Here is a 22,458-nt window from a genome sequence, read left to right as displayed (position 1 = left end):
TGCGCTGGCCTGGGCGGCGGCGCGGCGACCAATAGTGCGGCGCAGGCGGCGCTGGCCAGCATGGCGGCGCCCCTGTCGCGTTTCGATGACGCGCCGCTGGCCGCCAGTCTCGGCGAAGTGGGCGGCGTGGCCGTGGCCGCCATCGATGGCAGCCGCCATGTGCACCAGCAGGATGGCTTGCAGGTGGCCATCTGGGGCCGGCCCGTGCTCGACGGCTCGGCCGACGACGTGGCGTGCCGCCTCGCTTCCCTGTGGCTGAGCCGGGGCGTGGCCGCCTGCGCCAGCCTGTCGGGACCATTCTCGCTGGCCATCCTCGATGCCTTTTCCGGCTCGGCCCTGCTGGCCGTGGACCGTGCGGGCATGCATCCGCTCAGCTATGCGAGCCATGCGCAGGGCCTGTTCTTCGCGTCCTCGCTGGACGCCTTGCTGGCCCATCCGTCCGTGCGGGGCACGCTCGATCCGCAGGCGCTGTATCACTACCTGTATTTCCACATGGTGCCGGGCCCGGCCACTGCCTACCTGGGCCAGCAGCGGCTGCTGCCAGGCGAATACCTGCATGTGCGCGGCGGCAAGCAATGCAAGGGCAGCTACTGGCAGCTGGTCTTCCAGGAACCGGCGGCGGCGCGCGCATCGTTTGCCGCCAACAAGCAGGAATTCCTGCGCCTGCTGCGCCTGGCCGTGGAGAGCAGCCTGGGCGCGGATGGGGCGGACACGGGGGCGTTTCTCAGCGGCGGCACGGACAGTTCCACCCTGGCCGCCATCATGGGACAAGTGACGGGCCGTCCCGCGCGCACGTATTCCATCGGCTTCGACGTGCCCGGCTATGACGAAATGGCGTATGCGCGCCTGGCCGCCAGCCATGCGGGCAGCATCCACCACGAACGCTACGTGACCCCGGGCGACGTGCTGGCCGCCATTCCAGCCATGGCGGCCATCTTCGACCAGCCTTTCGGCAATGCCTCGGCCATTCCTGCCTTTTACTGTGCGCAGATGGCGCGCGAGGATGGCGTGACGCGCCTGCTGGGCGGCGACGGCGGCGATGAATTGTTTGGAGGAAACGAGCGCTATGCGCACCAGGCCCTGCTGTCGCACTACGAGCGCGTGCCTGTCATGTTGCGCCAGGCTATCATCGAACCGCTGCTGTTCCGTGTCCGCACGGGCAAGCCGTGGCGGCTGGGCGACAAGGCGCGCCGCTACATCGAGCAGGCGAGCCTGCCGCTGCCGGCCCGCCTCGACAGCTACAACCTGCTGCTGCGCCATGGCCACCGCGCGGTGCTGGAAGCGGGCTTCATCGACACCATCGATCCGGGCATGGCGCCCGGCTGCGTGAATGGCGCGTACTGGGAGCGGCAAGGCCAGGGCTTGAGCCAGATCAATGAATTGCTGGCGCTGGACATGCGCTTCACCCTGGCCGACAACGACCTGTTCAAGGTGCGCAAGGCGTGCGAGCTGGCCGGCGTGGAAGCGGCCTTTCCCTTCCTGCACGATGCGATGGTGGCGTTTGCCACGGGCCTGGCGCCGCGGGACAAGCTCGACGGCACGCGGCTGCGGCCTTTCTTCAAGCGGGCGCTGGCGGACATCCTGCCGCCCGCCATCGTGCGCAAGAAAAAGCACGGTTTCGGCTTGCCCTTCGGCCTGTGGCTGCACAGCCATGCGCCGCTGCGCGAGTTTGCCTTCGATAACCTGACGCAGCTGCGTGGGCGCGGCATCGTGCGGCCCGCCTTCATCGACGATTTGCAGGGGCGCCTGCTGGCGGAACACCCGGCCTACCACGGCACCATGGTGTGGCTGCTGCTGATGCTGGAACAGTGGCTCAGCCAGCATCCGGGCGCGCTGGGTGCGCTTGCCGGCGGTTTTGCCGCATGCGCCACAGAAACGCCAGGCGTCCTCGATCCCACGGCGTAAAACGGGGCAGCTGTAGCAGGTCCAGCCCCGCGCCGGGGCGCGCCACGCCCCAGTCCGTGGCCACGGCCGCCTTGAAACCGAGGCGCTTGACCATCGCCACGTGGCGCGCGCCATAATCGCGTCCGGCCTTGCCGTTCGGATACGCAAACAGCGTGACGGGCGCCTGGATCAAGCTTTCCAGCTGGCGCTTGCCGTTGGCGATGTCGAGCTGGGCGGCCCGCTCCGGCAGGGTGGACAGGATAGGGTGGCTGGCCGTGTGCGCGCCCAGGCCCATGCCTGCCGCCTGCAGCTGGCGCAGCTGCGCCGTGCTCAGCATGGCCCCGGGACCTGCCGTGGCGCCCGCCTGGCGGCGGATCAGCATGGCCAGCTGCTGGCGCCGGGCGAACGGCAGGTATTTCAGCTGGCCCAGCAAGGTGGCGATGGCTGCCTGCCGCTGCGCCAGGCTGGCGATGGGCAGGCTGCCCAGGCCATGTTCGCGCAGGTCCAGCACGGGGCCGGCCGCGTGGCGCACTGCATCGATCACCGTGTCGTTCCACATCTGTCCGCCGTCCAGGTAGCCCGTGGCGATAAAGAACGTGGCGTGCAAGCCGTGGCGCTGCAGCAGGGGCAGGGCCACTTGCGCGTTGTCCGCATAACCGTCGTCGAAGGTGATGCAGGCGGCGCGCGGCGGCAGGCTGCCATCCTGCAGCCGCTGCACGGCCTCGGCCAGCGGCAGCGGCGCATAAAACCGCTGGATAAGACCCAGCTGGCGCGCGAACAGGCGCGCCTCGACTTCATGGGGAAACAGGGGATCGGGCCGGGCCAGCACGCGGTGGTAGATGAGGATGGACAAGGTGGCCGTCATGGCTGCTCCGCGATGGCGGCTGCGGGTTTGGCCGGGCGGGCGGAGGGCGTGGCCGCGCGCGCCTGCCGCTCGACGACGATGCGCGTGGCGATCAGGGCCGCCATCAGGTAATACGGCATGTCGAAATACAGCAGGCTGAGGAAGGCGCCGCCCACGGCAAAGCCGATCAGGCTGGCCTGGCTCATGGTGGCCAGGCCGTGCGCCCAGCGCAGTTCGGGCTTGCCCCGCGTGCTGCGGATGATGACGGCGGCCGTGCGCCACGTGGCGATGCCCAGCGCCAGGTAAAGGACGAGGCCGACGAAGCCGTGTTCGCCCAGCGCCTGGAAATAGATGCTGTGCGCCGCGTGCACATCCATGGGATTTGGCGCGTAGCGGGCAAAGATGCTGGCATCGGAAACGTCGAAGCCGCCGCCCAGGAAGCGGTCGCGCGCCAGGTTCCACGCCATGCGCCAGGCGTTCAGGCGGCCCATGGCGGAGACATCGTCTTCGTAGGTATTGATGGTATCCATGCGTTCGGCCCAGCGTTCGGGCATGAAGGCCAGCAGCAGGGGCGTGACGGCCGCCAGCAGCGCGCCCAGCACCAGCTTGCGGTCGCTTTTCAGCCACATGAACAGGCCCATGGCGGCAATGGCCAGCAAGGCGCCGCGCGAATACGAGCCCAGCGCGGACAGCGCCGACAGCAGCATCGCCGCCGACAAGCCGCGGCGCACCCAGCGCTTGTCCGAGTTTTGCTGCAGGTAATACATGAGGGGGATGGTGATGATCAGGGCCAGGGCCAGCGCATTGTTATCGCCAATAAACGTTTCCTCCGGCCCCCAGACCCGCTCCGTGCCGCCGCTGCGGATGGTAAAGATGCCGCCTTTCACGCCGTAATAGCCGAGCGAGCCCACCAGCACCCATACGAGGCGCACGATATCGCGCTGCGTGCGTATCACCATCATGATCACAAAGCTCATCAGCATGATTTTCATGACCTTGTTCCACTGCACCCACGACGATTCCGGCAGCAGGGCAAACGCGGCCGTGACATTCATCCACGCGACGAACAGCAGCAGCAGCACGCTGATGGGCGTGAGGGGCAGGCTTTTCGGTTCCCGCGTCATCAAGAGGCCGACCATGGTGGCGACGGCGATGATGAAGGCAAACGGCATGTGGGTGGCAAAGCCCCAGGCTTGCGTGTGCGGGTTCATGACGCTGACCCATACCCACATCAGGCCGCCGGTGGCCGGCGACTTCAGGATGAAGGGCAGGGAACCCAGGATGATGACGGTGATCACGATGTCGCGCATGAAGGGGGACGCTCCTGGTTTTGCCTGCCTGGTATTGATGCCTGTCAACGGGCTGGCGGTCAGGCTCAGTACACTGGATCAACACTGTTGAGTGTTATTGAAACTATCAATTAGTTTTGTCATGGTAAGACCAAGGAGGCATGTCCTTGTTGACCGTTCTCATGGCGACCTACAATGGCGCCGACACCTTGCCCCAGGTATTGCGCGCCTACATGGGCTTGCATCCGCCCGCGGGCGGCTGGCGCCTGATCATCGCCGACAACGGCAGCACCGACGCGACGGCGCAGGTGATCGCCGCCTTCCGCGGCCGCCTGCCCCTGAGTTCCGTGTACGTGGCGCGGCGGGGCCGCAGTCCCGCCCTCAACGGCGCCGTCGGGTACGCCCTGCGCCACAGCGGCGATGGCAGCGAGCTGTTCGTCTTTGGCGACGACGACGCCATGCCCGCGCCCGACTGGTTGTGCCGCTTGCAGGCGTGCGCGCGCAGCCATCCCGGCCACGCGCTGTTCGGCGGCGCCATCGTGCCCGCCTGGCGGGAAAAGCCCGCGGACTGGCTGCTGCGCCTGACACCGGTAGGCTTGACGTGGGCCATCACCAGTCCCGGCCTGCGCGACGGCCCCGTGTATCCGGGTCTCGTGTGGGGCGCCAACATGGCCATCCGCCGCCGCATCTTCGAGACGGGCGCCCGCTATGACGAAAGCATCGGCCCGCAGGGGCCCAGCTATGCGATGGGCAGCGAAACCAAGCTGAACCTGGATATGTACCGGTCCGGCCACCCTTCATGGTTTTGCCCGCAGGCCAGGGTGGCGCACATCATCCGCGTGAAGCAGGTGCAGCGCGACTGGATCTTGCGGCGCTCCTTCCTGTTTGGCCGGGGCCAGTGCCGGCTGGTGGTGCCGGCGCCCAGCGTGGAATGGCTGGGCGTGCCCCGCTGGATGCTGGGCCGCTACCTGCGCGACGGCGTGGCCGCCCTGCGCGCCTGGCTGCGGGGCGACCGCGAAGCGCTGTTCCTGCGCAGCTGGGAAATGGCTTCGCTGCACGGCTATTTCTATGAAGCATGGCGCGGGCGCCGCAAACGCCTGCCGCGCGTCCTCATCACCAGCTATTCCGGCGAGCTGGGCGGCATGGAACTGCGCATGGCGCAGGAAGCGCGCATGCTGGACAAGGCCGGCTTCGACAGCGTGCTGGCGCTGCGCCGCTTTCCCGGCTTTGCCGCATGGACGCAGGGCCTGCGCCAGCAGAAACTGCAGGTGGAAGTGTATGAGCCGCCCCTGTTCGTCGAGCATTGGGCGTGGCGGCGCTGGAATCTGCTGCGCGCCAGGGTCACGGGCGCCTGGCGGCTGCGGCGGCTGCGGCCCGACCTGGTGCACGTGGCATTTTGCTGGACCACCTATGGCGCCTCCATCCTGTGGCTGGCGCGGCAGTGCCGCCTGCCGGCCGTCATCAGCGTGCACAACGCGTTTCCCCTGGAGCCGTTCAGCGGCTGGCAGCGGCCCCGGCTGCAGGAAGCGTTTCGCGGCGTGAAGGGCGTGTATGCCGTGTCGCCGTCGGCCATGCGGCATTTTCTCGAGCTGTACCGGGGCATGCTGGCGCCGCAGACGCGGCTGGCCGTGATACCGAACGGCGTCGATACGGACGCCTTCATCGTGTCGCCGGAACGGCGGCGGCTGGCGCGCCAGCAACTGGGGCTGCCAGCGGACGCCCTGGTGATCGGTTCCGTGGCGCGCCTGTCCGCGCAAAAGCGGCCGCAGGCCCTGCTGGCCATGTTCATCCGCCTGGCCAGGCAGTTCCCCCGCTTGTACCTGGTGCTGGCGGGTACGGGACCGCTTGAAGCCATGCTGCGCGAGCAGGTGCAGGCGGCAGGATTGCAGGAGCGCGTGCTGCTGACGGGATTCCAGCCCCGCATCGAACTGCTGATGCCCGCCTTCGACCTGCATCTGCTGCTGAGCAGGAACGAAGGCTTCGGCATCGCCACCATCGAGGCGATGGCGTGCGGCGTGCCGGCCGTGGGCACCGACGTGCCCGGTACCAGCGACATCCTGCGGGACAGCGGCGGCGGCCTGCTGCTGCCGCTCGACGACGAAGATGCGGCGTGCCGCGCCGTGGCGGACCTGCTGCGCGACCCGGCGCGGCGCCGGCGCATGGGACGGCAAGCCCGCCTGGAGGCGGAGCAGCATTATTCCATGCAGCGGCTGGAGCGGCAGCTGCGCCAGTTCTATGCCGGCCTCGTGTAGCGCCAGGAGCCGCCCCGCATGAATGCCACGCGCCATTCCTTCTTCTTTTCCTTTGCCGAAAAATACACGGTACTGCTGCTGAGTATTGTTGCCACGATGATCCTGTCGCGCCTGCTGACACCGGCCGAGGTGGGTGTGTATTCGCTGGGCGCCGTGCTGGTGGCCATGGCCCAGGTGGTGCGCGATTTCGGCGTGGGCCAGTACCTGATCCAGGAAAAGACCCTGACGACGGAGAAACTGCGCGCCGCCCTGGCCACCAGCCTCGTGGTGGCCTGGCTGCTGGCGGCGCTGGTGCTGGCCGCCAGCGGGCCGCTCGCGCGTTTCTACGCGGAACCGCGCCTGCAACTGGTGCTGCAACTGTTGTCGATCAACTTCCTGCTGATACCGTTCAGCGCGCTGACCTTGCCCCTGCTGCGGCGGCAACTGCGCTTTCGCGCCATCTACGCGATCAACGCGGCCAACAGCGTCACCAACCTGCTGGTGGGCGTGGGCATGGCGCTGCTTGGCCACAGTTACATGAGCCTGGTGGCGGCCGTGCTGGCCGGCTCCATGGCTTCGCTGCTGACCAGCCTGGTCGTGCGTCCCCGTGAACTGCCATGGTTGCCGGGACGGCGCGGCGTCAAGGCCATCGTCTCCTTTGGCGCCTATGCGACGGGGGGCGGGCTGGTGGACGAGGCGGGCGTGGTGGCGCCGGACCTCGTCATCGGCAAGATGATCGATATCGAAAGCCTGGCCCTGTTCGGCAAGACGCAAAGCATGCTGAGCATCTTCAACCAGGCCATCACCAGTGCCATCTCGCCCGTGGTGTTTCCCCTGTTCGCGGCGCGCGACCGCGAGGAGGGCGGGGCGGGGCCCGTGTACGTGCGCACGGTCAGCTATATGACGGCGCTGGCCTGGCCCTTTTTCCTGTTTCTCGCCTGCATGGCCTTGCCCCTGGTCAAAGTGTTGTATGGACCGCAATGGAGCGCTTGTACGCCCTTGATACGCATCATGTGCCTGTCCTCGGCCGTGTATAGCATATTCAGCATGGCCCGCTACCTGTTCGTGGCGACGGGCCGGATGCGCGTGCAGGCGGGACTCGATGCCTGGGCGGGCGGCCTGAAGGTGGCGGCGCTGCTGCTGGCGGCGCCGTTCGGGCTGGTGGCCGTGGCCTGGGCCGTGGTGTTCAGCACCTTGTTGCGCAGCTGGCTGATCTACCGCTGTCTGCGGCGCTTCAGCAGTCTTGATTGGCGCGTGCTGCTGCCTACCTTGCGCAAGAGCCTGGCCCTGTGCGCAATCAGCAGTCCGCCGCCGCTGTGCATGCTGCTGTGGATGCCGGCAGACATGCTGCATGCGATCCCGCTGCTGGCGCTGGCGGGCACGGCGCTGGCGACCTTGCTGTGCTGGATCGCGGGGATTTTCCTGTTGAAACATGAAATCGCCGCCGAGTTTGTTTTAGTGCAACGCAAGCTGCTGGGCCGCTGGCTGGCCGTCAAATCGCTGCACTGACGGCCTTCCGGGGCGCGGAGGCAAGAAAGGATGACCATGCGTGTCGGTATCTTGTCCTATCCCATGCTGTTCCAGCGCGACGGCGGCTTGCAGGTCCAGGTGCGCGAAACCCTGGCGGCCCTGAACCGGCTGCCGGCACACCGGGCGCGGCCCCTGACGGTGCAGCTGGTGGACGCCAACCATGAACGGCTGGCCGATTTCGACGTGCTGCACGTGTTCTCGGCCAGCAACGGCACCTACCGCATCGTGGAAACGGCCTGCGAGCTGGGCGTGCCCGTGGTGCTGTCGCCGCTGCTGGCGCCCAGCTGGAACCGGGGCAGCGCCTGGCGGGCCCGGCTGGCCGACCGGCTGGCAGGGCGGCTGACGGAATGGATGGTGCAGACGAGCTACGCGCAGACGCGGCGCGCCCTGCATCTGGCCAAGCTCGTCATCGCCCTGGGCGAGGCCGAGCGCGACGCCCTCGTGCACGGTTTTGGCCTGGCGAGCGAGGCGATCCATGTCCTGCCGAACGGAATCAACCCGCATTTCTTCACGGCCAATGGCGATCTGTTCCTGCGCGAGACGGGCATCGCGGGGCCGTTCGTGCTGATGGTGGGCAGCATTTCACCGTATAAAAACCAGCTGGGCCTGGCCCAGGCGCTGCTGGGGGCGGGCCTGCCCCTGGTGTTGATCGGCGCCGCGCCGCGCGAACAGCAAGGCTACCTGCAGCAGTTGCTGGACTTGCCGCACGTCAGCTGGCTGGGCGCGCTCGACCACGCCGACCCGCTGCTGGCCAGCGCCTACCATGCGGCGGCCGTGGCGGCCTTGCCCAGCCAGGGCGAGGTGTTCCCCCTGAGCGTACTGGAAGCGCTGGCGGCCGGCACGCCCGTCGTCATGACGGCGCAAAGCGCGCTGGACTTGCCCGATTCCGCGTTTGCGCTGCGCAAGGTGCGCTGGGACGACGGCGCCGCGCAGCGCCAGGCCATCCTCGAACTGCTGGCGCTGCGGCCCGAACGGGCCCGCGTGCGGGCGCTGGTGGAACGTTTTACGTGGGAAAGGGTGGCGGCCCGGATCGCCGATTGCTATCACCAGGTGCACACGCTGCCGGAACGGAGGACCCATGCTGTTTAACTCCTTTGCCTTCCTGTTTGCCTATCTGCCCATCGTGCTGGCCGGTTATTTCCTGCTGGACCGCTGGATTGCCCCGCGCAACGGAGGCGGCACATCCGCCGCCAGCTGGCGCCGCCTGGCGCCCGCCGTGTGGCTGGCGGGCGCTTCGCTGTTCTTCTATGCCTGGTGGGATGTGCGCTACCTGCCGCTGCTGCTGGCATCCATCTGCGTCAACTACGGCGCCGGGCGTCTGATGGGCACCAGCGCGGGTGCGGCCCGCAAGCGCGTGCTGGCGGCGGCGCTGGCGCTGAACCTGGGCTTGCTCGCGTATTACAAATATGCGAATTTCTTTATCGACAGCGTGAATGCCGTCGCCGGACTGGCTGGCGCTGGCAGCCAGCCGTGGCATGGCCTCGACATCATCTTGCCGATCGGCATCTCGTTTTTCACGTTCACGCAGATCGCCTTCCTCGTCGATTGCTACCGGGGCGAGGTACGCGAATACCGCTTCATCCACTACGTGCTGTTCGTCAGCTATTTCCCCCACCTGATCGCGGGTCCCGTGCTGCACCACCGCGACATGATGCCCCAGTTCGCGGACCCGGCCAACGCCCACCCGCGCGCGGCCAACTTTGCCGTGGGCCTGTCGATCTTCACCATCGGCCTGGCCAAGAAGGTGCTGATCGCCGACAACCTGTCGCCGCTGGCCATCCCCGTCTTCGCGGCCGGCGCCGAACCGACCCTGATCGAAGCGTGGATCGGCGTGTTGGCCTACACCTTCCAGCTGTACTTCGACTTTTCCGGCTATTCGGACATGGCCATCGGCCTGTCGCGCCTGTTTGGCGTGAAATTGCCGCTGAACTTCAACTCGCCGTACAAGGCGGCCAATATCGCGGACTTCTGGCGCCGCTGGCACATGACCTTGTCGCGTTTCCTGCGCGACTATCTGTATATTCCCCTGGGCGGCAGCCGCCATGGCGAGGCCATGCGCTACCGCAACCTGATGCTGACCATGCTGCTGGGCGGCCTGTGGCATGGTGCGGGCTGGACCTTCGTCATCTGGGGCGGCTTGCATGGCCTGTACCTGGTGCTGCAGCAGGCGTGGCAGCGGGCGTTCGGCGCGGCGCCGGGGTACCGATGGCTGCGCTGGTGGCCGATGTGGTGGTCAAGTCTGCTGACCTTTCTTGCCGTCATGCTGGCCTGGATCTTCTTCCGCGCGCCCGACGTGGCCACGGCCTGCGATATCGCGGGCGCGCTGGTGGGGGCGAACGGCGTGAGCCTGCCGCGCGGTCTGGCCAGCCACGGTGCCAGCCTGGCGCAGTGGGGCTGGCATCCCGCTTTTGGCGGCATCCGCTGGATCGAACTGGCGGGGCCCGGCTTGCCCGTGCTGCTGGGCGCAATGCTGCTGGCCTTCCGGGCGCCGAATACGCAAGAAATATTCTTTCTCTACGAGCCTGCCATTGAACGCATATTTCAACCGCAAGGACGCTGGGCCTTCCGCTGGCGGCCCTCGCGCCGCTGGAGCGTGGGCATGGCCGCGCTGTTCGTCGCCTGCGTCTTCGGCATGAACCGGGTCACCGAATTTCTCTATTTCCAGTTCTGACGATGGACACCGCCGCCCGCCGCTATCTCGCCAGCTTTCTCGCCTGCGCCTTCCTCGTGCTGGGCTCGATCTCGTTCCTGAATTACCAGGTCGATCCCTATCTGCTGCACCAGTGGGACAGTCCCTTGCTGCAGCGTCCGCGCCAGCTCAATGAAAAGCTCGGCGCCTGGGCCAAGACCTACGCCGTGGCGCGCTACCGGCCCGCCGTCATCTACATCGGCAATTCGCGCACGGAGATGGGCTTGCCGACGGCTGTGCGTGCCTTGTTTGATGGCAAGAGCATCTTCAACAGCGCCGTGTCGGGCGCCTCGCTGGGCGACGCCATCCGCCTGGCCGAGCATGCGGCCAGGGTCAGCCCCGTCGAAACCATGGTGTGGGGCGTCGACGCGCCCACCTTTTCCCTGCAGATGGGGGCGGCGCGCGTGGAAGACAGCCTGACGGGCGCCCGGCACGGCTTTTTCGCCCAGCGCGCCCTGGTCAACCTGAAGCGGGGCCTGACCCTGGACATGACGGAGGACAGCGTGCGCATCCTCACCGGCCATGCGGGCGACGTCTGCCGCTCCAACCTGGCCGCGTTTGGGCAGCGCGACGAAACGTGCACCCTCGCGGGCATGCGGCACTGGCTGGGCACCAGCGACGCCATTCCCGTGCGGCTGCAGGAATTTGGCGACGGCCAGGGGCCGACGCCGCCGTCGACACCCGCGCTCGACGCCAGCATCGGCAAGCTGTGCCGGGGCGGCCTGCGCCTGCGCCTGTACATCAACCCCACGCACGCGCTGACCTTGTACGCGCTGTACTGGCGCGGCAAGTGGGATGCCATGCAGGCGTGGCAGCGCGGCCTGGTGCAGCTCGTCGAGCGCCACCGCCGCCAGGGCTGCGACGTGCGCCTGCACGACTTTTCCGGCTTCAACAGCATCACGACGGAAGCGACCCCGCTCGTCAGCGGCAAGCCCGACATGCATTATTACTGGGAAGTGTCGCATTACCGGGACAATGTGGGCCGCCTGATCCTGGCGCGCCTGTTCGGCGGCGACATGCTGCCGCCGGCCGATTTCGGCGTGGAGCTGACGCCGGCCAATGTCGGCGCCCATCAGGCGGCCATGCGCGCGGCGCGCGAGCGCTACCGCGTGGAACACGCGCGCGAGACGGGCTATGCGCAGCGGGTGCTGGACGGGCCGCTGATCAGGCGGTGACGGGGGCGGGCTGGGCGGCAGCGCCTATCCCCGTTTGCCATTGCCAGGGCCATGCCGCAAACAAGGAGGAGCCATGCCGTGTCATCCATTCCCGTTCCTGTCCGCCGCCGGCATCTGCGGCATGCGGCGGGCCACTGAAATTTCTATTTGCAATGAACGCTGACCATGGATACCTGCGCCCGCCGCTACCTCGCCATCTTCTGCGCCTGCGTGCTGACCGCGCTGGCCCTCGTTTCCGCCGTCAATTACCGCGTCGATCCCTATCTGCTGCACCAGTGGGACACGCCGCTGGTGCAGCGCCTGCGCCCCACGTATGAAAAGCTCGCCGTGTGGGGCAAGACGTATGCGGTGGCGCGCTACCGGCCCGCCGTCGTGTACATCGGCAATTCGCGCACGGAAATGGGCTTGCCCACCAGGGTGCACGGCCTGTTCGATGGCAAGAGCATCTTCAACAGCGCCGTCTCGGGCGCCTCGATCGGCGACGCCATCCGCCTGGCCGAGCACGCGGCCAGGGTCAGCCATGTCGATACTATCGTGTGGGGCATCGACGCGCCCTCGTTTTCGCTGGAACTGGGCTCGGCCGGCGTGGAACCGGGCTTGACGGATGGCGGCCCCGCGTTTTTTGCGCGGCGCGCCTTGCTCGACATCAAGCGCGGCCTGACAGTGGACATGACGCGCGACACCTGGCGCATCCTCAGCGGCACCTATGACGGCGCCTGCCTGTCCAGCCTGGCCTTGCACGGCCAGCGCGACCAGTCCTGCCTCACCGTGCGCAACCACGGCTGGGCCGGCACGGCCCGTTCCTTCACGCCGCGGCTGCAGGAGTTCGGCGACGGCCTGGGCCCCACCGCACCCGCGCTGCACGCGTTCGACGCCAGCGTCGGCAAGCTGTGCCGGGGCGGCACGCGCTTGCGCGTCTACATCAATCCCACCCATGCGCTGACGCTCGACGCCCTGTACTGGCGCGGCAAGTGGGATGCCATGCAGCAATGGCAACGGGACCTGGCGCAGCTGGCGCAGCGCCACCGCAGCCAGGGCTGCGACGTGCGCGTGTATGATTTTTCGGGCTTCAACAGCATCACCAGCGAACCCATCCCACAGGTGACGGGCGCGCGCGACATGCGTTACTACTGGGAGGCGTCGCACTACCGCGACAATGTGGGCCACTTCATCCTGGCGCGCCTGTTCGGCGGCCCGTTGTTGCCGCCGGCGGACTTCGGCGTCGAGCTGACACAGGCCGGCATTGCGGCCCACCAGGCGGCCATGCGCGCCGCGCGCGAGCGCTACCACGCGCAGCACGCCGCGGAAACGGCCTACCTGCGCCACGTGCTGAGCCTGCCCCGCGAACCCAAGTAGGATGACGTGGCACCAGGCGTACGCCGCGGGGCAGGGCGCTTGCGCTATGATGTAGTTTTGCCATCCAGCAAGTTCCGGGACTCCTCATGAAAATCGCCTTCTTTGCCAGCCAGCCCTACGACCGCCGTTTCTTCGATGAAGCCTTGCCGTCCCAGCCCGACGCCGCCGGCATCGAACTGGTGTACCACAGCGCCTTGCTGAGCCAGGAAACCGTGGTCCTGGCGCAAGGCGCCGATGCCGTCTGCGTCTTCGTCAACGACGTGCTCGACGCGCCCGTACTGGAAGCCTTGCATGGCTACGGCGTGCGCGCCATCCTGCTGCGCTGCGCGGGCTACAACAACCTGGACCTGGATGCGGCGAAACGCCTGGGCCTGTTCGTTGCCCGCGTGCCAGCTTACTCCCCGGAAGCCGTGGCCGAATACACCTTGGCCCTGGTGCAGACCCTGAACCGCCACACGCACCGCGCGTATGCCCGCGTGCGCGAAGGCAATTTCTCGCTGGACGGCTTGCTGGGCGCCACCTTGCACGGCAAGACGGTGGGCATCGTCGGCACGGGCAAGATCGGCCTGGCCACGGCGCGCATTTTCAAGGGTTTCGGCTGCACGGTGCTGGGCCACGACCCGTATCCGGCGCCCGCGTTTGCGCAGCTGGGCACGATGGTGGAGCTGCCGCAGCTGCTGGCCGAGTCCGACATCGTCTCCCTGCATTGTCCATTGATGGAAAGCACGCGCCACATGATCAGCGAAGCAACGTTAGCGCTGATGAAGAAGGGCGCCATGCTGGTGAACACCTCGCGCGGCGGCCTGATCGATACGGGCGCCGTCATCGAGGCGCTCAAGTCGCGCCAGCTGGGCTCCCTGGCCATCGACGTGTATGAGCAGGAAAGCAATCTGTTCTTCCAGGACCGCTCGTCCGACATCATCGACGACGATATCTTCCAGCGCCTGATGACGTTCCCCAACGTGCTGGTGACGGGCCACCAGGGCTTCTTCACCATCGAAGCGCTGCGCGAGATCGCTGCCATCACGTATCACAACCTGGCTTGCTTCCGCCAGGGCAAGGAGTGCGAAAACAGCGTCTTAGCCGGCTGACGCGGCTTTTTTGGGCTTGGGCGGCGGCTTCGGTTTCGGCAGCGGCAAGGCGTCGGCCGTGCGCCGCGCCAGCTGGCTCAGCCAGTCGCGCTCGTCCCACAGGCCGCCATCGATGAGGAAATAGGGTTTGGCTTGCGGGTAGGGCGGTGCTTCCTGCAGCGTGCCCTGCATGCTGATCCAGGCGCGACCCGCATCCGTCGGCTTGATGAACAGCTGGTCGTCGGCGACGATGGCGAACATCTTGCCGTCGCAATACAGGCCGTACTCGCCAAACATTTTTTTCGCGCCGACGCTGCCCGCGCCTGCCATCTGGTCGAGCAAAAAATCCACGGTGCCTTGCTGAGATGCCATGTCGTCCTCCCTGTGAGGGGCCAGTGTAGCGCAAGCCTGCGCGCCGGCGGACTTTCTGCAGCGCCGCTCTGGCCAGCGGGCCATGCTGCGGCTACACTACGGCCATGATTTTTTTACATTGACGATACTGCCATGACACCCGAGCTGACTATCCACCGCGGCATCACCATCGCCACCCTGGCCGCCAGCCAGGCCGTGGACGCCCACTGCGCGCCAGGCCACACGGCCATCCGCGAGCAGGGCGGCGGCTGGTGGTTGTACTTTGTCGACGAAGACGGCACCGTCGACGGCTACGACAGCCCGTTCGCCAGCCACGCCGAGGCGTTGTGGGCCGCCAAGGCCGCAGCCGAGTTCAGCGCGCGATGAAGGCCAGTCCATGGGCCTTCCTGGGCTTGCCGCAGGCGCCCGTGCCGGAAGCGGAAAGCGCGGAATACGGCGCCTGCCGCGCCACCCTGGACGGCCAGCGGCTGGTCTTGCGCGTGGCGAAAACCACGCCGACGAAAACCGGCCAGTTCGTCACGGCCTGGAAGCGTCCCCATCCCGATGCCGAGATCGCCCCGCTGGACGAAGCGGACCCCGTCGATGTCCTCGTCATCGCCGTCAGCGACGGCGCACGGCACGGCTTTTTTATCTTCTCCCGCGCCGTGCTGCTCCAGCGCGGCGTGATGTCGCGCAGCAGCGCCGGCGGCAAGCGGGCGCTGCGCGTCTATCCGCCCTGGTGCGCCCCCGCGTCCGCCCAGGCCCTGCGCACGCAGCGCTGGCAGGCCGGCTGTTTTGTGGCGGCAGGAGACCAGCGCAGGCTGGAACAGCTGCTCGGGCAGTGATTGTTTCTGTTTATCCTAGAAGTTATCTGCGTCTTGCTGCTGTGGTAAAACAGCTTGACGAACTTGTTCTTTTAGAATGGTAATAAAACCTTTGCCGAGGTATTCCAATCGTCCGCTATTGGCTGAACCCGCCAACAGCGGCAGCCGGCCGGAATGCGTCGCGCCAGCCAGTGCAGGCCGCAACTCATCCGCGAAAATTGCCGTCCATCGCCAATATCCGGCTGTCTGTCGCAATCCCGCATGGCCGCAGAGCGCGGTGACGTATCGTCAACTTTTCTTTCCTGGCATCCGTCCATTACCGTTGAAAGAGTCGTTCATGCGAGTTCATTCCATAGCGTTAATCCTTACCCTGCTGTTCGCAAGTAGTAGCCAAGCGGACGACTTGGACGACATCATCAAGGCCGAAATGACGATGCGCCGCATTCCCGGACTGTCGCTTGCCATCATTGAGAATGGCAAGATTGTCAGGGCGCAGGGGTACGGTGTCACGGAAAAGGGCGGCAAGACGCCGGTAACGACAAGCACGCTGTTCCAGGCCGGCTCGGTCAGCAAACCGGTGGCCGCGCTGGGCGCGCTTCACCTGGTAGAGCAGGGCAAGCTTGTCCTGGACGATGACGTCAACACCAGGCTGCTCACCTGGAAGGTGCCGGACAGTGCCCTGTCGGCAGAACAGAAGGTGACCTTGCGCCGGCTGCTCAGCCACAACGCGGGGCTGACCGTGCACGGCTTCCCCGGCTACGCCAGGAATGCGCCGCTGCCTGGCGTAGTCCAGGTGCTCAACGGGGAAAAACCCGCCAATACGGCGCCCGTCCGCGTGGACATCGTGCCAGGCAGCAAGGTGCGTTACTCCGGTGGCGGCTATACCGTCATGCAGCAACTGGTGGCCGACGTGAGCGCTCAGGCGTTTCCCGACTATCTGCGCGACGCCGTCCTCAAGCCGCTGGGCATGCATGACAGTTCCTACTTGCAACCGCCGCCCGCCGAGCGCGCCCGCCTGAATGCCAGCGGCCACCTTGCCGACCGCAGCATGGTGGCCGGGCGTTGGCATCTGTACCCAGAAATGGCGGCAGCCGGCCTGTGGACCAACGCATCGGATCTCGCGCGCTTCGCCATCGGTGTGCAGCAGTCGCTGGCCGGCACGTCCAACCCGGTCATTTCGGCAGCCTTGACCGAACAGATGCTGACTCCGCAAAAAGAGAACGTGGGCCTGGGCGTCTTCCTGGACGGTAGCGGCACCGCGCAGCGCTTTTCGCACGGCGGGCGCGATGAAGGCTTCGATACCTTGCTGACGGCATTTTCCCGGACGGGACAAGGCGCCGTGATCATGATCAACGCGAATGACAATTCCAGGATGATGAGTCGCCTGACGGCCGCCATCGGCCGTGCGTATCACTGGCCGGAAGCCGACCACGACGTGTTGCTCAAACCCTCCGCCATCCAGATCGATGCCAAGGCGCTCGTGCGCTACACCGGCCGCTACGAGCTGTCCAACAACACGATGGGAACCTTCGATGCGCAGGGCGGCCAGCTGCGGAGCATGTTCGATGGCTTGCCCGACGAAACTTTCGTGCCTGTTGGCGCGCACCGCTTCCACTCGACGTCGCGCAACTGCACACTGGATTTCGTCGTCGATGCACGAGGCGAGGTGACGCAGGTCGTCGTGACCACCAAAGGGCAAAGCAAGCCGGCGCCGCGCATCGGCCCGTTGATGCACACCTTGCAAGCAGGCAGCGACCCCAGGCCCGCGCGTACCAGGAGCGTGCAGGCCTGGCTTTCCGATATGGCGCGCGGCGGCAGCGCTCTGGCCAACTCGGACTTCGCTACGGCTGGCTTCAAGAGCAACATCGGCGCACAGGCCATTGGCGAACTCGCCACTATAAAATCGCTCACTTTCCTGCACGAGCAAGCTGTTGCCGGCCGCGAGATCGAGCGTCATGGCAGTCAGGTGGACAGCGTCCTGGCTTTCCGCGCTGGCGGCATGCAGCCGGCGCGCAAGCTGCTGATTTACCTGACCGCGGAGGGTTTGTTTACCGATTTCGACCTGGTCGACGACTGAAGGCCTGCCGGCGCGGTCGGGCAAAGCGCCCGCGGACGGCATGAGCGAGCAGGCGGCAATGGCGCAGCAAGCTGGCCTTTCCCTGGACATCATCAAGCAACCTACAAGACCTCCCCATGAAAACTCCCGATGCACACAGCAAGACGTTTTTTTCACCAGGAATACTGGCGGCTTCTGTCCTGTTGCTGATCTTCACATGCGCGCATGCCCAAGCGGACGGCCATTCACCAGGGGAAAAGACAGACGACTACGCTGCCAGAATTGATAGTTTAATAAAGGAAACGAGTCCGCGAAGTTTCAACGGCGTCATTCTCATCACGAAAAATGGGAAAACGGAATATTCAAAAGCCTTCGGCTATGCGGATTTTGACAATAAGACACCGTTAAAGCTGGACGATAATTTCAGGATCATGTCGAATAGCAAGCAGGTCACGGCTGTGTTGATTTTGAGGGAGGTCGAAAAAGGCAAAATAGACGTGCAAAGTCCCGTTCGACGATACCTGCCCGATTTGCCGCAGCCCTGGGCCGATACGGTGACGGTACATCAACTGCTCAATTTTTCGTCTGGCATCACGGAAATCGACAAGCCGCTGAGCTTCAAGCCCGGAACGGATTTCTTATATGGCGTGACGACTTATACCATGCTGGGTAAAATTTTCGAAAAAGCAAGCGGGAAAACGTATATCGAGGCAGCAAATGACTTGTTCAAAGAGCTGGGGATGAAGAACAGCTTTTGCTATGAGGAAAATAAAGAGAATGACGTTATCAATGGCTATGTGAATTCAAAAAATGTCTACACATTGAGGGAGCATCCGGTCCAGGGAGAATACTGGCTTGGCTTCATTCCAGCCGGTGGCATTGTTTCCAATGCAAGAGACTTGAATATCTGGGATGAAAAACTGCACAAAGGAAAAATTTTAAGTCCGAAAGCCTACAAGCTGATGACCAGTTATGATATATCGAGCCAGCATGTTGCTTTCGGTGAAGAAAAAAACGGTTATGGTTACGGCGTGTATGTCAGCGATACAACGCCGGTGAAATATATCGGCCACTCGGGAAAAGGCCTGGGATTTGCCTCTATTAAAGTTTATTTTCCTGAAAAAGATGTCGATGTTGTTGTTCTGGAAAATCAATATAGCGAAGACAGCGGCCTTCATTATTATTTTGAAAGAAAAATCCGGGAAATCGTGGCGAATAGCAGTCTTGTAAGATAGTCAATGCCAGTTTGAATAGCCGTTTCGCACTGCAAACGGCAGCAATCGGGCCCATAGCGCACGGTCGGGACGATGTTCGGCCTGAATTGCACTGCCAAGATGGGCCTGCTATCATTGCTTGCATTCAACGCAACGACTATCGGGAGATTACAGTGACGGCATACATCCCCGCATCGATCTGGCTGCTCTCGGCAGTGGCTTGCCACCTGATTGCCAAACGGCGCCGTCTGAAGAGGACGGCTGTCAGAGACATGATGGTCGCTCTGACAGGCCCGTTTGCCTTCCCCTGGTTTCTCATTGCCAAGTCCGAAAAAGCCTGAGCACGCCGCCTCCACGCAGTCCTGGACTGTGGATGGCGTCTGAATCCCCGGCAAGGTCACCGGCCCGACACTTTTGCTTCATTTAATCAAATACAAAGGTGAATCGATGCAATTGTCCAATTATCTTTTCTTTACTACCAGCTGCGAACAAGCACTGACGTTCTACGCGCAATGCGGGCTGGGCAAGATAAGCGATGTCTTGCGATTTGGTGTCGATGGCATGCCGGTCCCGAATGAGTCGATGCGCGGGAAGATCATGCATGCGCGATTCGAGGGGCCAGGCGTGTTGTTCTTTGCCTCCGACAATGACGATGCGGAACCCATGCGCGGATCGGCACATATTTTGCAGATGAATGACAAAAAATTAACGAAACAGCTTTTTGACCAGCTGGCCGATAACGGTGTGGTTACCACACCTCTCGCCACACAAGTGTGGGGCGATTACTACGGTAAATTGACCGACCAGTTTGGTGTTCAGTGGATGTTCAATTGTTCGGCCTGAGTTACTTTTGCTGACAGTGGACAGGTCTGGTGTCAGGAAATGGCCGGGAACGCAAAAAGTCCCAGGACCTGGAACGAAGGCTGGCACCAGCTTTTGGCCATGGGGCGCGTGGTAACGTCCATCACGGATGGTGACGAAAATAAGGTTTTTGGTTACTGCCGAGGGTGCTTGAACAATGATGCGCTCGACGCATTCCAGCCAGAGACGGCCCGACGTGGGCATCGCGCCATCACTGAAAATGAATGCAAATGTTGAATACGAGATTTTTTGAAGCGATTGCATCTGCGGTGGACTTGGATGACCCTGCGGAACAATTTTTGGCTCAGCGATTCATGATTGAGGCGATTGGAAGAGTGACGTCACAATTGCCTGAGGTTGCCAAGTCAGCCGCCGCTGTGGCGAAGCGCTTCATCACTGGTGCGGCGACGGCCGAGGAAGTCATAGCCGAGCGCGTACGCCTGTGGCGAGCCATTGAAGGGCGAGACCAATCGGACAAGCCGGACGTTTTGAAAATCAGAACGGCCATCTGCATCCTGCATCCCATGGATATTGCTAATTCTGCCGAAACATTGGAGTATTTTTTTATGTTTTGGCAGCAAGCAGGCTTGGCGCAGGCGGAGCTTGAGGCCGCTATTCAGAACAAGTATGGAATTTGAGGCGGCTGCAACTGGCCAAGAGCGGCCCCCGATGACAGCGATGGCCTTTGTCGGCCAGCAGCGCACCATTACACGAGTTTGTAAGGAGCAGCATGATACACCGTGAACGGCTCACCGCAACGATCGACGGCGACTTTGTCGTTTTCCTCATCGGCATGCGTCTTAACCAGCCCTGGAAGGTGCACAAGTGGTGGCCAATTGCCGCCGCGATGCCACGCATGATCAGCGAGCTGCGGCGCCAGCCCGAACTGGGCTTGCTGCATGCGGAGATGTGGTTTTCAAGAACGCTTATTATGGTGCAGTACTGGCGCTCGATGGACCAATTGATGGCCTATGCCACCAGCCGGCAGGCGGCTCACCTGCCGGCGTGGAAGGCCTTCAATCAATCTGTTGCTACCGATGGTACAGTCGGCATCTGGCACGAAACCTTCGCCGTCGCTGCCGGTGCCTACGAGAGCGTGTATGTCAACATGCCGGCCTTTGGGCTGGGCCGTGCCGGCACTCTGGAAGCGGCGACTGGGCCAAAGCATTCCGCGGCGGATCGGCTCGGCGTAGCCCGAAAGCCTGAGTAGCGCCGCAAGTAGCGTTCGCTATGGGGCGCAGGCAACAACAGTGGCCGCCGCGGCCGTCTCGACAGGCATCATTCTCGCCTTGGCCAATACGTCCAAGGACGTGACCCCAACGCCTTTCGCGCTGATGACCAATTTTGCAATGCGCGACATCCTGCCGGCAGGAATTCATATCGAATATCTGCTTTGCGCGCGTATCGGCAGGCTGCGGCTGGCAGAACATCTGCTGATCGATGGCGCCGGGCGATACAACGATGGTTTGCAAATCTTCCGCAATGTCATGAATGACTTGCATCGTGAAGTGATACGCGGCGGCGCGGGAGAGCGCAGTGACGTCTATCGCTCCGTCGAAGCGAATGCGATGCAGCTTTTCAAATCCGAGCACGGAAAAATGCTGCTATCGCTGCCCGCCGGCCGGGCTGCCAGGTAACGGCAGGCTGCCTGCCGGCGCTACCTTGCTCACCACATAGCGGTATTTGCCCGAGGCTTCGGCTGCGATCTCCTCGACTTCCTCGACGGCGATGTCCACCAGCGCGCCCAGCCTGGCCTGGAAGCCGCTCACGATGGCGGTGCGCGTGGCGTCGTCCAGGCGGGGCAGGCAGACCAGCAGCACGCGCGTGCGCAGCAGGCTTTCCTGGATAATCTTGAAGCTGCGCACCTGCGGCAGTTCGCGCACGATGTAGACGAGGGCCAGGCCGTGCATGACGGTGCCGTCCTGCGCCGTGAGGAAGTCCGTGCTGCGCCCTTCGATCTTCTGCAGCAGGGGCAGGCCCCGTCCGCAGGCGCAGGGCTGCGTGCCCAGCGCCCCCACGTCGCCCGTGGCATAGCGGATGAACGGGTAGTCTTGCGTGGCCAGGTGGGTGACGACGATTTCGCCCGTGGCGCCTGGCGGCAGCGGCTGGCCCTGGCCATCGACGATTTCCACGATGACGTCTTCGGCCGTGACGTGCATGCCGCCGTCCGGGCATTCATGGGCGATGAAGCCCGCGTCGCGCCCGCCGTAGCCGTTGGCCACGGGACAGCCGAAGGCGGCGGCGATCTGCGCGCGCTGTTCGTCGTACAGGCGTTCGGCCGTGACGAACGCCACTTTCACGCCCAGGCCGTCGAGCGGCAGGTCGCGCGCGCCGGCGTGGCTGGCGATGCGGCACAGGGCCGACGGGTAGCCGAACAGCATGCGCGGGCGCCAGCGGCGCAGCTGCTGCACATAGCCATCGAGGCGCGCGGGCGACATGGAAAAGGCGGGCAGCAGGGTGGTGCGCAGCAGCGCATCGCGCAGGCGGCGCACGCGGTCTTGCGCGTGCAGCTCGATGGGCGAACCCCACAGCACGGCTTCGCGGTCGCCGATATCGACGCCCCACCAGCGCGTGGCGCGCCACTTGGCGGCGATGTCGTGGCTGATGCGGCGCCGGCCCAGGAAGAACTGCAGCGGTTCGCCGCTGGAGCCGCCCGTGGCGAACGGGCGCAGGCCCACGGCGCGGGCGGACTTGAAGCTGTCCCGCGCGGCCGCGATGTCGCGCTTGCGCAGCAAGGGCAGGCGCGACAGGTCGGCCAGCTGCCGCACCTGCTCCGGGTCGAAGCCGCAGCGGGCGAACAGCGCGCGGTAGTAGGGTACGTGGTCGCCCGCATGGCGCAGCAGCGCGCGCAGGCGCGCCAGCTGCCACTGCTGCAGCTGCTGCGCGCTCCACCACTGCGAGCGTTCCAGCCGGCGCAGCAGGCGCGCGCTGTGGTGGCCCTTGAGCCATTCATGCAGGGGAAACAGCCAGCGGGCGACGCAGCGCGTATAGGCGCCCGGGCGCGGCGCGGTGCGGATGCGGCGGTAGTGCGCGGCCAGCCTGGGGGCGATGCCGGGCCAGCCGAAGGCGGCGGCGTGCGCCAGT

The 22,458-nt window shown here is 64.8% G+C and carries 20 protein-coding genes; 16 read left to right on the top strand and 4 right to left on the bottom strand.

Features of this window, described 5'->3' with window-relative positions; genetic code table 11:
* Positions 1-9 precede the first annotated feature (9 nt).
* On the top strand, positions 10-1,905 hold the full coding sequence (locus tag GCN74_RS26640) for an asparagine synthetase B family protein (protein ID WP_413541566.1): 1,896 nt from the start codon (positions 10-12) through the stop codon (positions 1,903-1,905).
* Here GCN74_RS26640 and GCN74_RS26635 read toward each other — a convergent pair.
* Both GCN74_RS26635 and GCN74_RS26630 read right to left on the bottom strand, forming a co-directional pair.
* Positions 1,814-2,749: a polysaccharide deacetylase family protein gene (locus GCN74_RS26635; protein WP_152259452.1), complete on the bottom strand. Its 936-nt coding sequence runs from the start codon at positions 2,747-2,749 to the stop codon at positions 1,814-1,816. The genes GCN74_RS26640 and GCN74_RS26635 overlap by 92 nt on opposite strands.
* The gene (locus GCN74_RS26630) at positions 2,746-4,038 is read right to left on the bottom strand and encodes a putative O-glycosylation ligase, exosortase A system-associated (protein ID WP_152259451.1); all 1,293 of its coding nucleotides are present in this window, start codon (positions 4,036-4,038) and stop codon (positions 2,746-2,748) included. Before GCN74_RS26630 ends, GCN74_RS26635 begins: the two co-directional genes overlap by 4 nt.
* Before the next feature lie 146 nt (positions 4,039-4,184).
* On the opposite strand from GCN74_RS26630, the gene GCN74_RS26625 reads away from it, so the two are divergent.
* The 7 genes from GCN74_RS26625 to GCN74_RS26595 all read left to right on the top strand — a co-directional run bounded on the left by GCN74_RS26625 (position 4,185) and on the right by GCN74_RS26595 (position 14,089).
* Complete coding sequence (locus GCN74_RS26625) at positions 4,185-6,269, top strand: glycosyltransferase (protein ID WP_226939248.1); 2,085 nt, start codon at positions 4,185-4,187, stop codon at positions 6,267-6,269.
* An 18-nt stretch (positions 6,270-6,287) separates the two neighbouring features.
* Positions 6,288-7,757, top strand: a complete 1,470-nt coding sequence (locus tag GCN74_RS26620; protein ID WP_152259450.1) for a lipopolysaccharide biosynthesis protein — start codon at positions 6,288-6,290, stop codon at positions 7,755-7,757.
* A 36-nt stretch (positions 7,758-7,793) separates the two neighbouring features.
* Positions 7,794-8,867, top strand: coding sequence for a glycosyltransferase (locus GCN74_RS26615; RefSeq protein WP_226939247.1), 1,074 nt, complete (start codon positions 7,794-7,796; stop codon positions 8,865-8,867).
* Entirely contained in the window at positions 8,857-10,449 is a 1,593-nt protein-coding gene (locus GCN74_RS26610; protein WP_152259448.1) for an MBOAT family O-acyltransferase, read from the top strand. The genes GCN74_RS26615 and GCN74_RS26610 overlap by 11 nt, the downstream gene beginning before the upstream one ends.
* Positions 10,450-10,451: 2 nt before the next feature.
* Positions 10,452-11,642 (top strand): hypothetical protein, encoded by a 1,191-nt coding sequence (locus GCN74_RS26605; RefSeq protein WP_152259447.1) that lies wholly within the window; start codon positions 10,452-10,454, stop codon positions 11,640-11,642.
* Positions 11,643-11,807: 165 nt separating this feature from the next.
* Complete coding sequence (locus tag GCN74_RS26600; protein WP_152259446.1) at positions 11,808-12,998, top strand: hypothetical protein; 1,191 nt, start codon at positions 11,808-11,810, stop codon at positions 12,996-12,998.
* A gap of 86 nt (positions 12,999-13,084) precedes the next feature.
* Entirely contained in the window at positions 13,085-14,089 is a 1,005-nt protein-coding gene (locus GCN74_RS26595; RefSeq protein WP_152259445.1) for a 2-hydroxyacid dehydrogenase, read from the top strand.
* Here GCN74_RS26595 and GCN74_RS26590 read toward each other — a convergent pair.
* Positions 14,078-14,440, bottom strand: a complete 363-nt coding sequence (locus GCN74_RS26590) for a TfoX/Sxy family protein (protein ID WP_152259444.1) — start codon at positions 14,438-14,440, stop codon at positions 14,078-14,080. The two genes, GCN74_RS26595 and GCN74_RS26590, sit on opposite strands and share 12 nt — an antisense overlap.
* A 132-nt stretch (positions 14,441-14,572) precedes the next feature.
* On the opposite strand from GCN74_RS26590, the gene GCN74_RS26585 reads away from it, so the two are divergent.
* The 8 genes from GCN74_RS26585 to GCN74_RS26550 all read left to right on the top strand — a co-directional run bounded on the left by GCN74_RS26585 (position 14,573) and on the right by GCN74_RS26550 (position 21,011).
* On the top strand, positions 14,573-14,806 hold the full coding sequence (locus GCN74_RS26585) for a hypothetical protein (protein WP_152259443.1): 234 nt from the start codon (positions 14,573-14,575) through the stop codon (positions 14,804-14,806).
* On the top strand, positions 14,803-15,264 hold the full coding sequence (locus GCN74_RS26580; protein WP_152259442.1) for a MepB family protein: 462 nt from the start codon (positions 14,803-14,805) through the stop codon (positions 15,262-15,264). The genes GCN74_RS26585 and GCN74_RS26580 overlap by 4 nt, the downstream gene beginning before the upstream one ends.
* A 382-nt stretch (positions 15,265-15,646) precedes the next feature.
* Complete coding sequence (locus GCN74_RS26575; protein WP_193317280.1) at positions 15,647-17,320, top strand: serine hydrolase; 1,674 nt, start codon at positions 15,647-15,649, stop codon at positions 17,318-17,320.
* A gap of 116 nt (positions 17,321-17,436) precedes the next feature.
* The gene (locus GCN74_RS26570; RefSeq protein ID WP_152259440.1) at positions 17,437-18,534 is read left to right on the top strand and encodes a serine hydrolase domain-containing protein; all 1,098 of its coding nucleotides are present in this window, start codon (positions 17,437-17,439) and stop codon (positions 18,532-18,534) included.
* Between the two features lie 426 nt (positions 18,535-18,960).
* On the top strand, positions 18,961-19,356 hold the full coding sequence (locus GCN74_RS26565; RefSeq protein ID WP_152259439.1) for a VOC family protein: 396 nt from the start codon (positions 18,961-18,963) through the stop codon (positions 19,354-19,356).
* A 242-nt stretch (positions 19,357-19,598) separates the two neighbouring features.
* Entirely contained in the window at positions 19,599-20,012 is a 414-nt protein-coding gene (locus GCN74_RS26560) for a hypothetical protein (RefSeq protein WP_152259438.1), read from the top strand.
* Between the two features lie 92 nt (positions 20,013-20,104).
* Positions 20,105-20,584, top strand: coding sequence for a DUF4188 domain-containing protein (locus GCN74_RS26555; RefSeq protein ID WP_152259437.1), 480 nt, complete (start codon positions 20,105-20,107; stop codon positions 20,582-20,584).
* A gap of 40 nt (positions 20,585-20,624) precedes the next feature.
* Positions 20,625-21,011 carry a hypothetical protein gene (locus GCN74_RS26550; RefSeq protein WP_152259436.1) on the top strand — a complete coding sequence of 129 codons (387 nt, stop codon included), beginning with the start codon at positions 20,625-20,627 and terminating at the stop codon, positions 21,009-21,011.
* Here GCN74_RS26550 and GCN74_RS26545 read toward each other — a convergent pair.
* On the bottom strand, positions 20,979-22,458 hold a 1,480-nt coding region (locus GCN74_RS26545; protein ID WP_226939246.1), incomplete at its 5' end, for a phenylacetate--CoA ligase family protein. The genes GCN74_RS26550 and GCN74_RS26545 overlap by 33 nt on opposite strands.

Source organism: Janthinobacterium sp. FT14W (assembly GCF_009208755.1).
Lineage (GTDB): Bacteria > Pseudomonadota > Gammaproteobacteria > Burkholderiales > Burkholderiaceae_D > Janthinobacterium > Janthinobacterium violaceinigrum.
The sequence above is the reverse complement of the archived record's forward strand: the minus strand, read 5'-3'. Positions and strand labels throughout refer to the sequence as shown.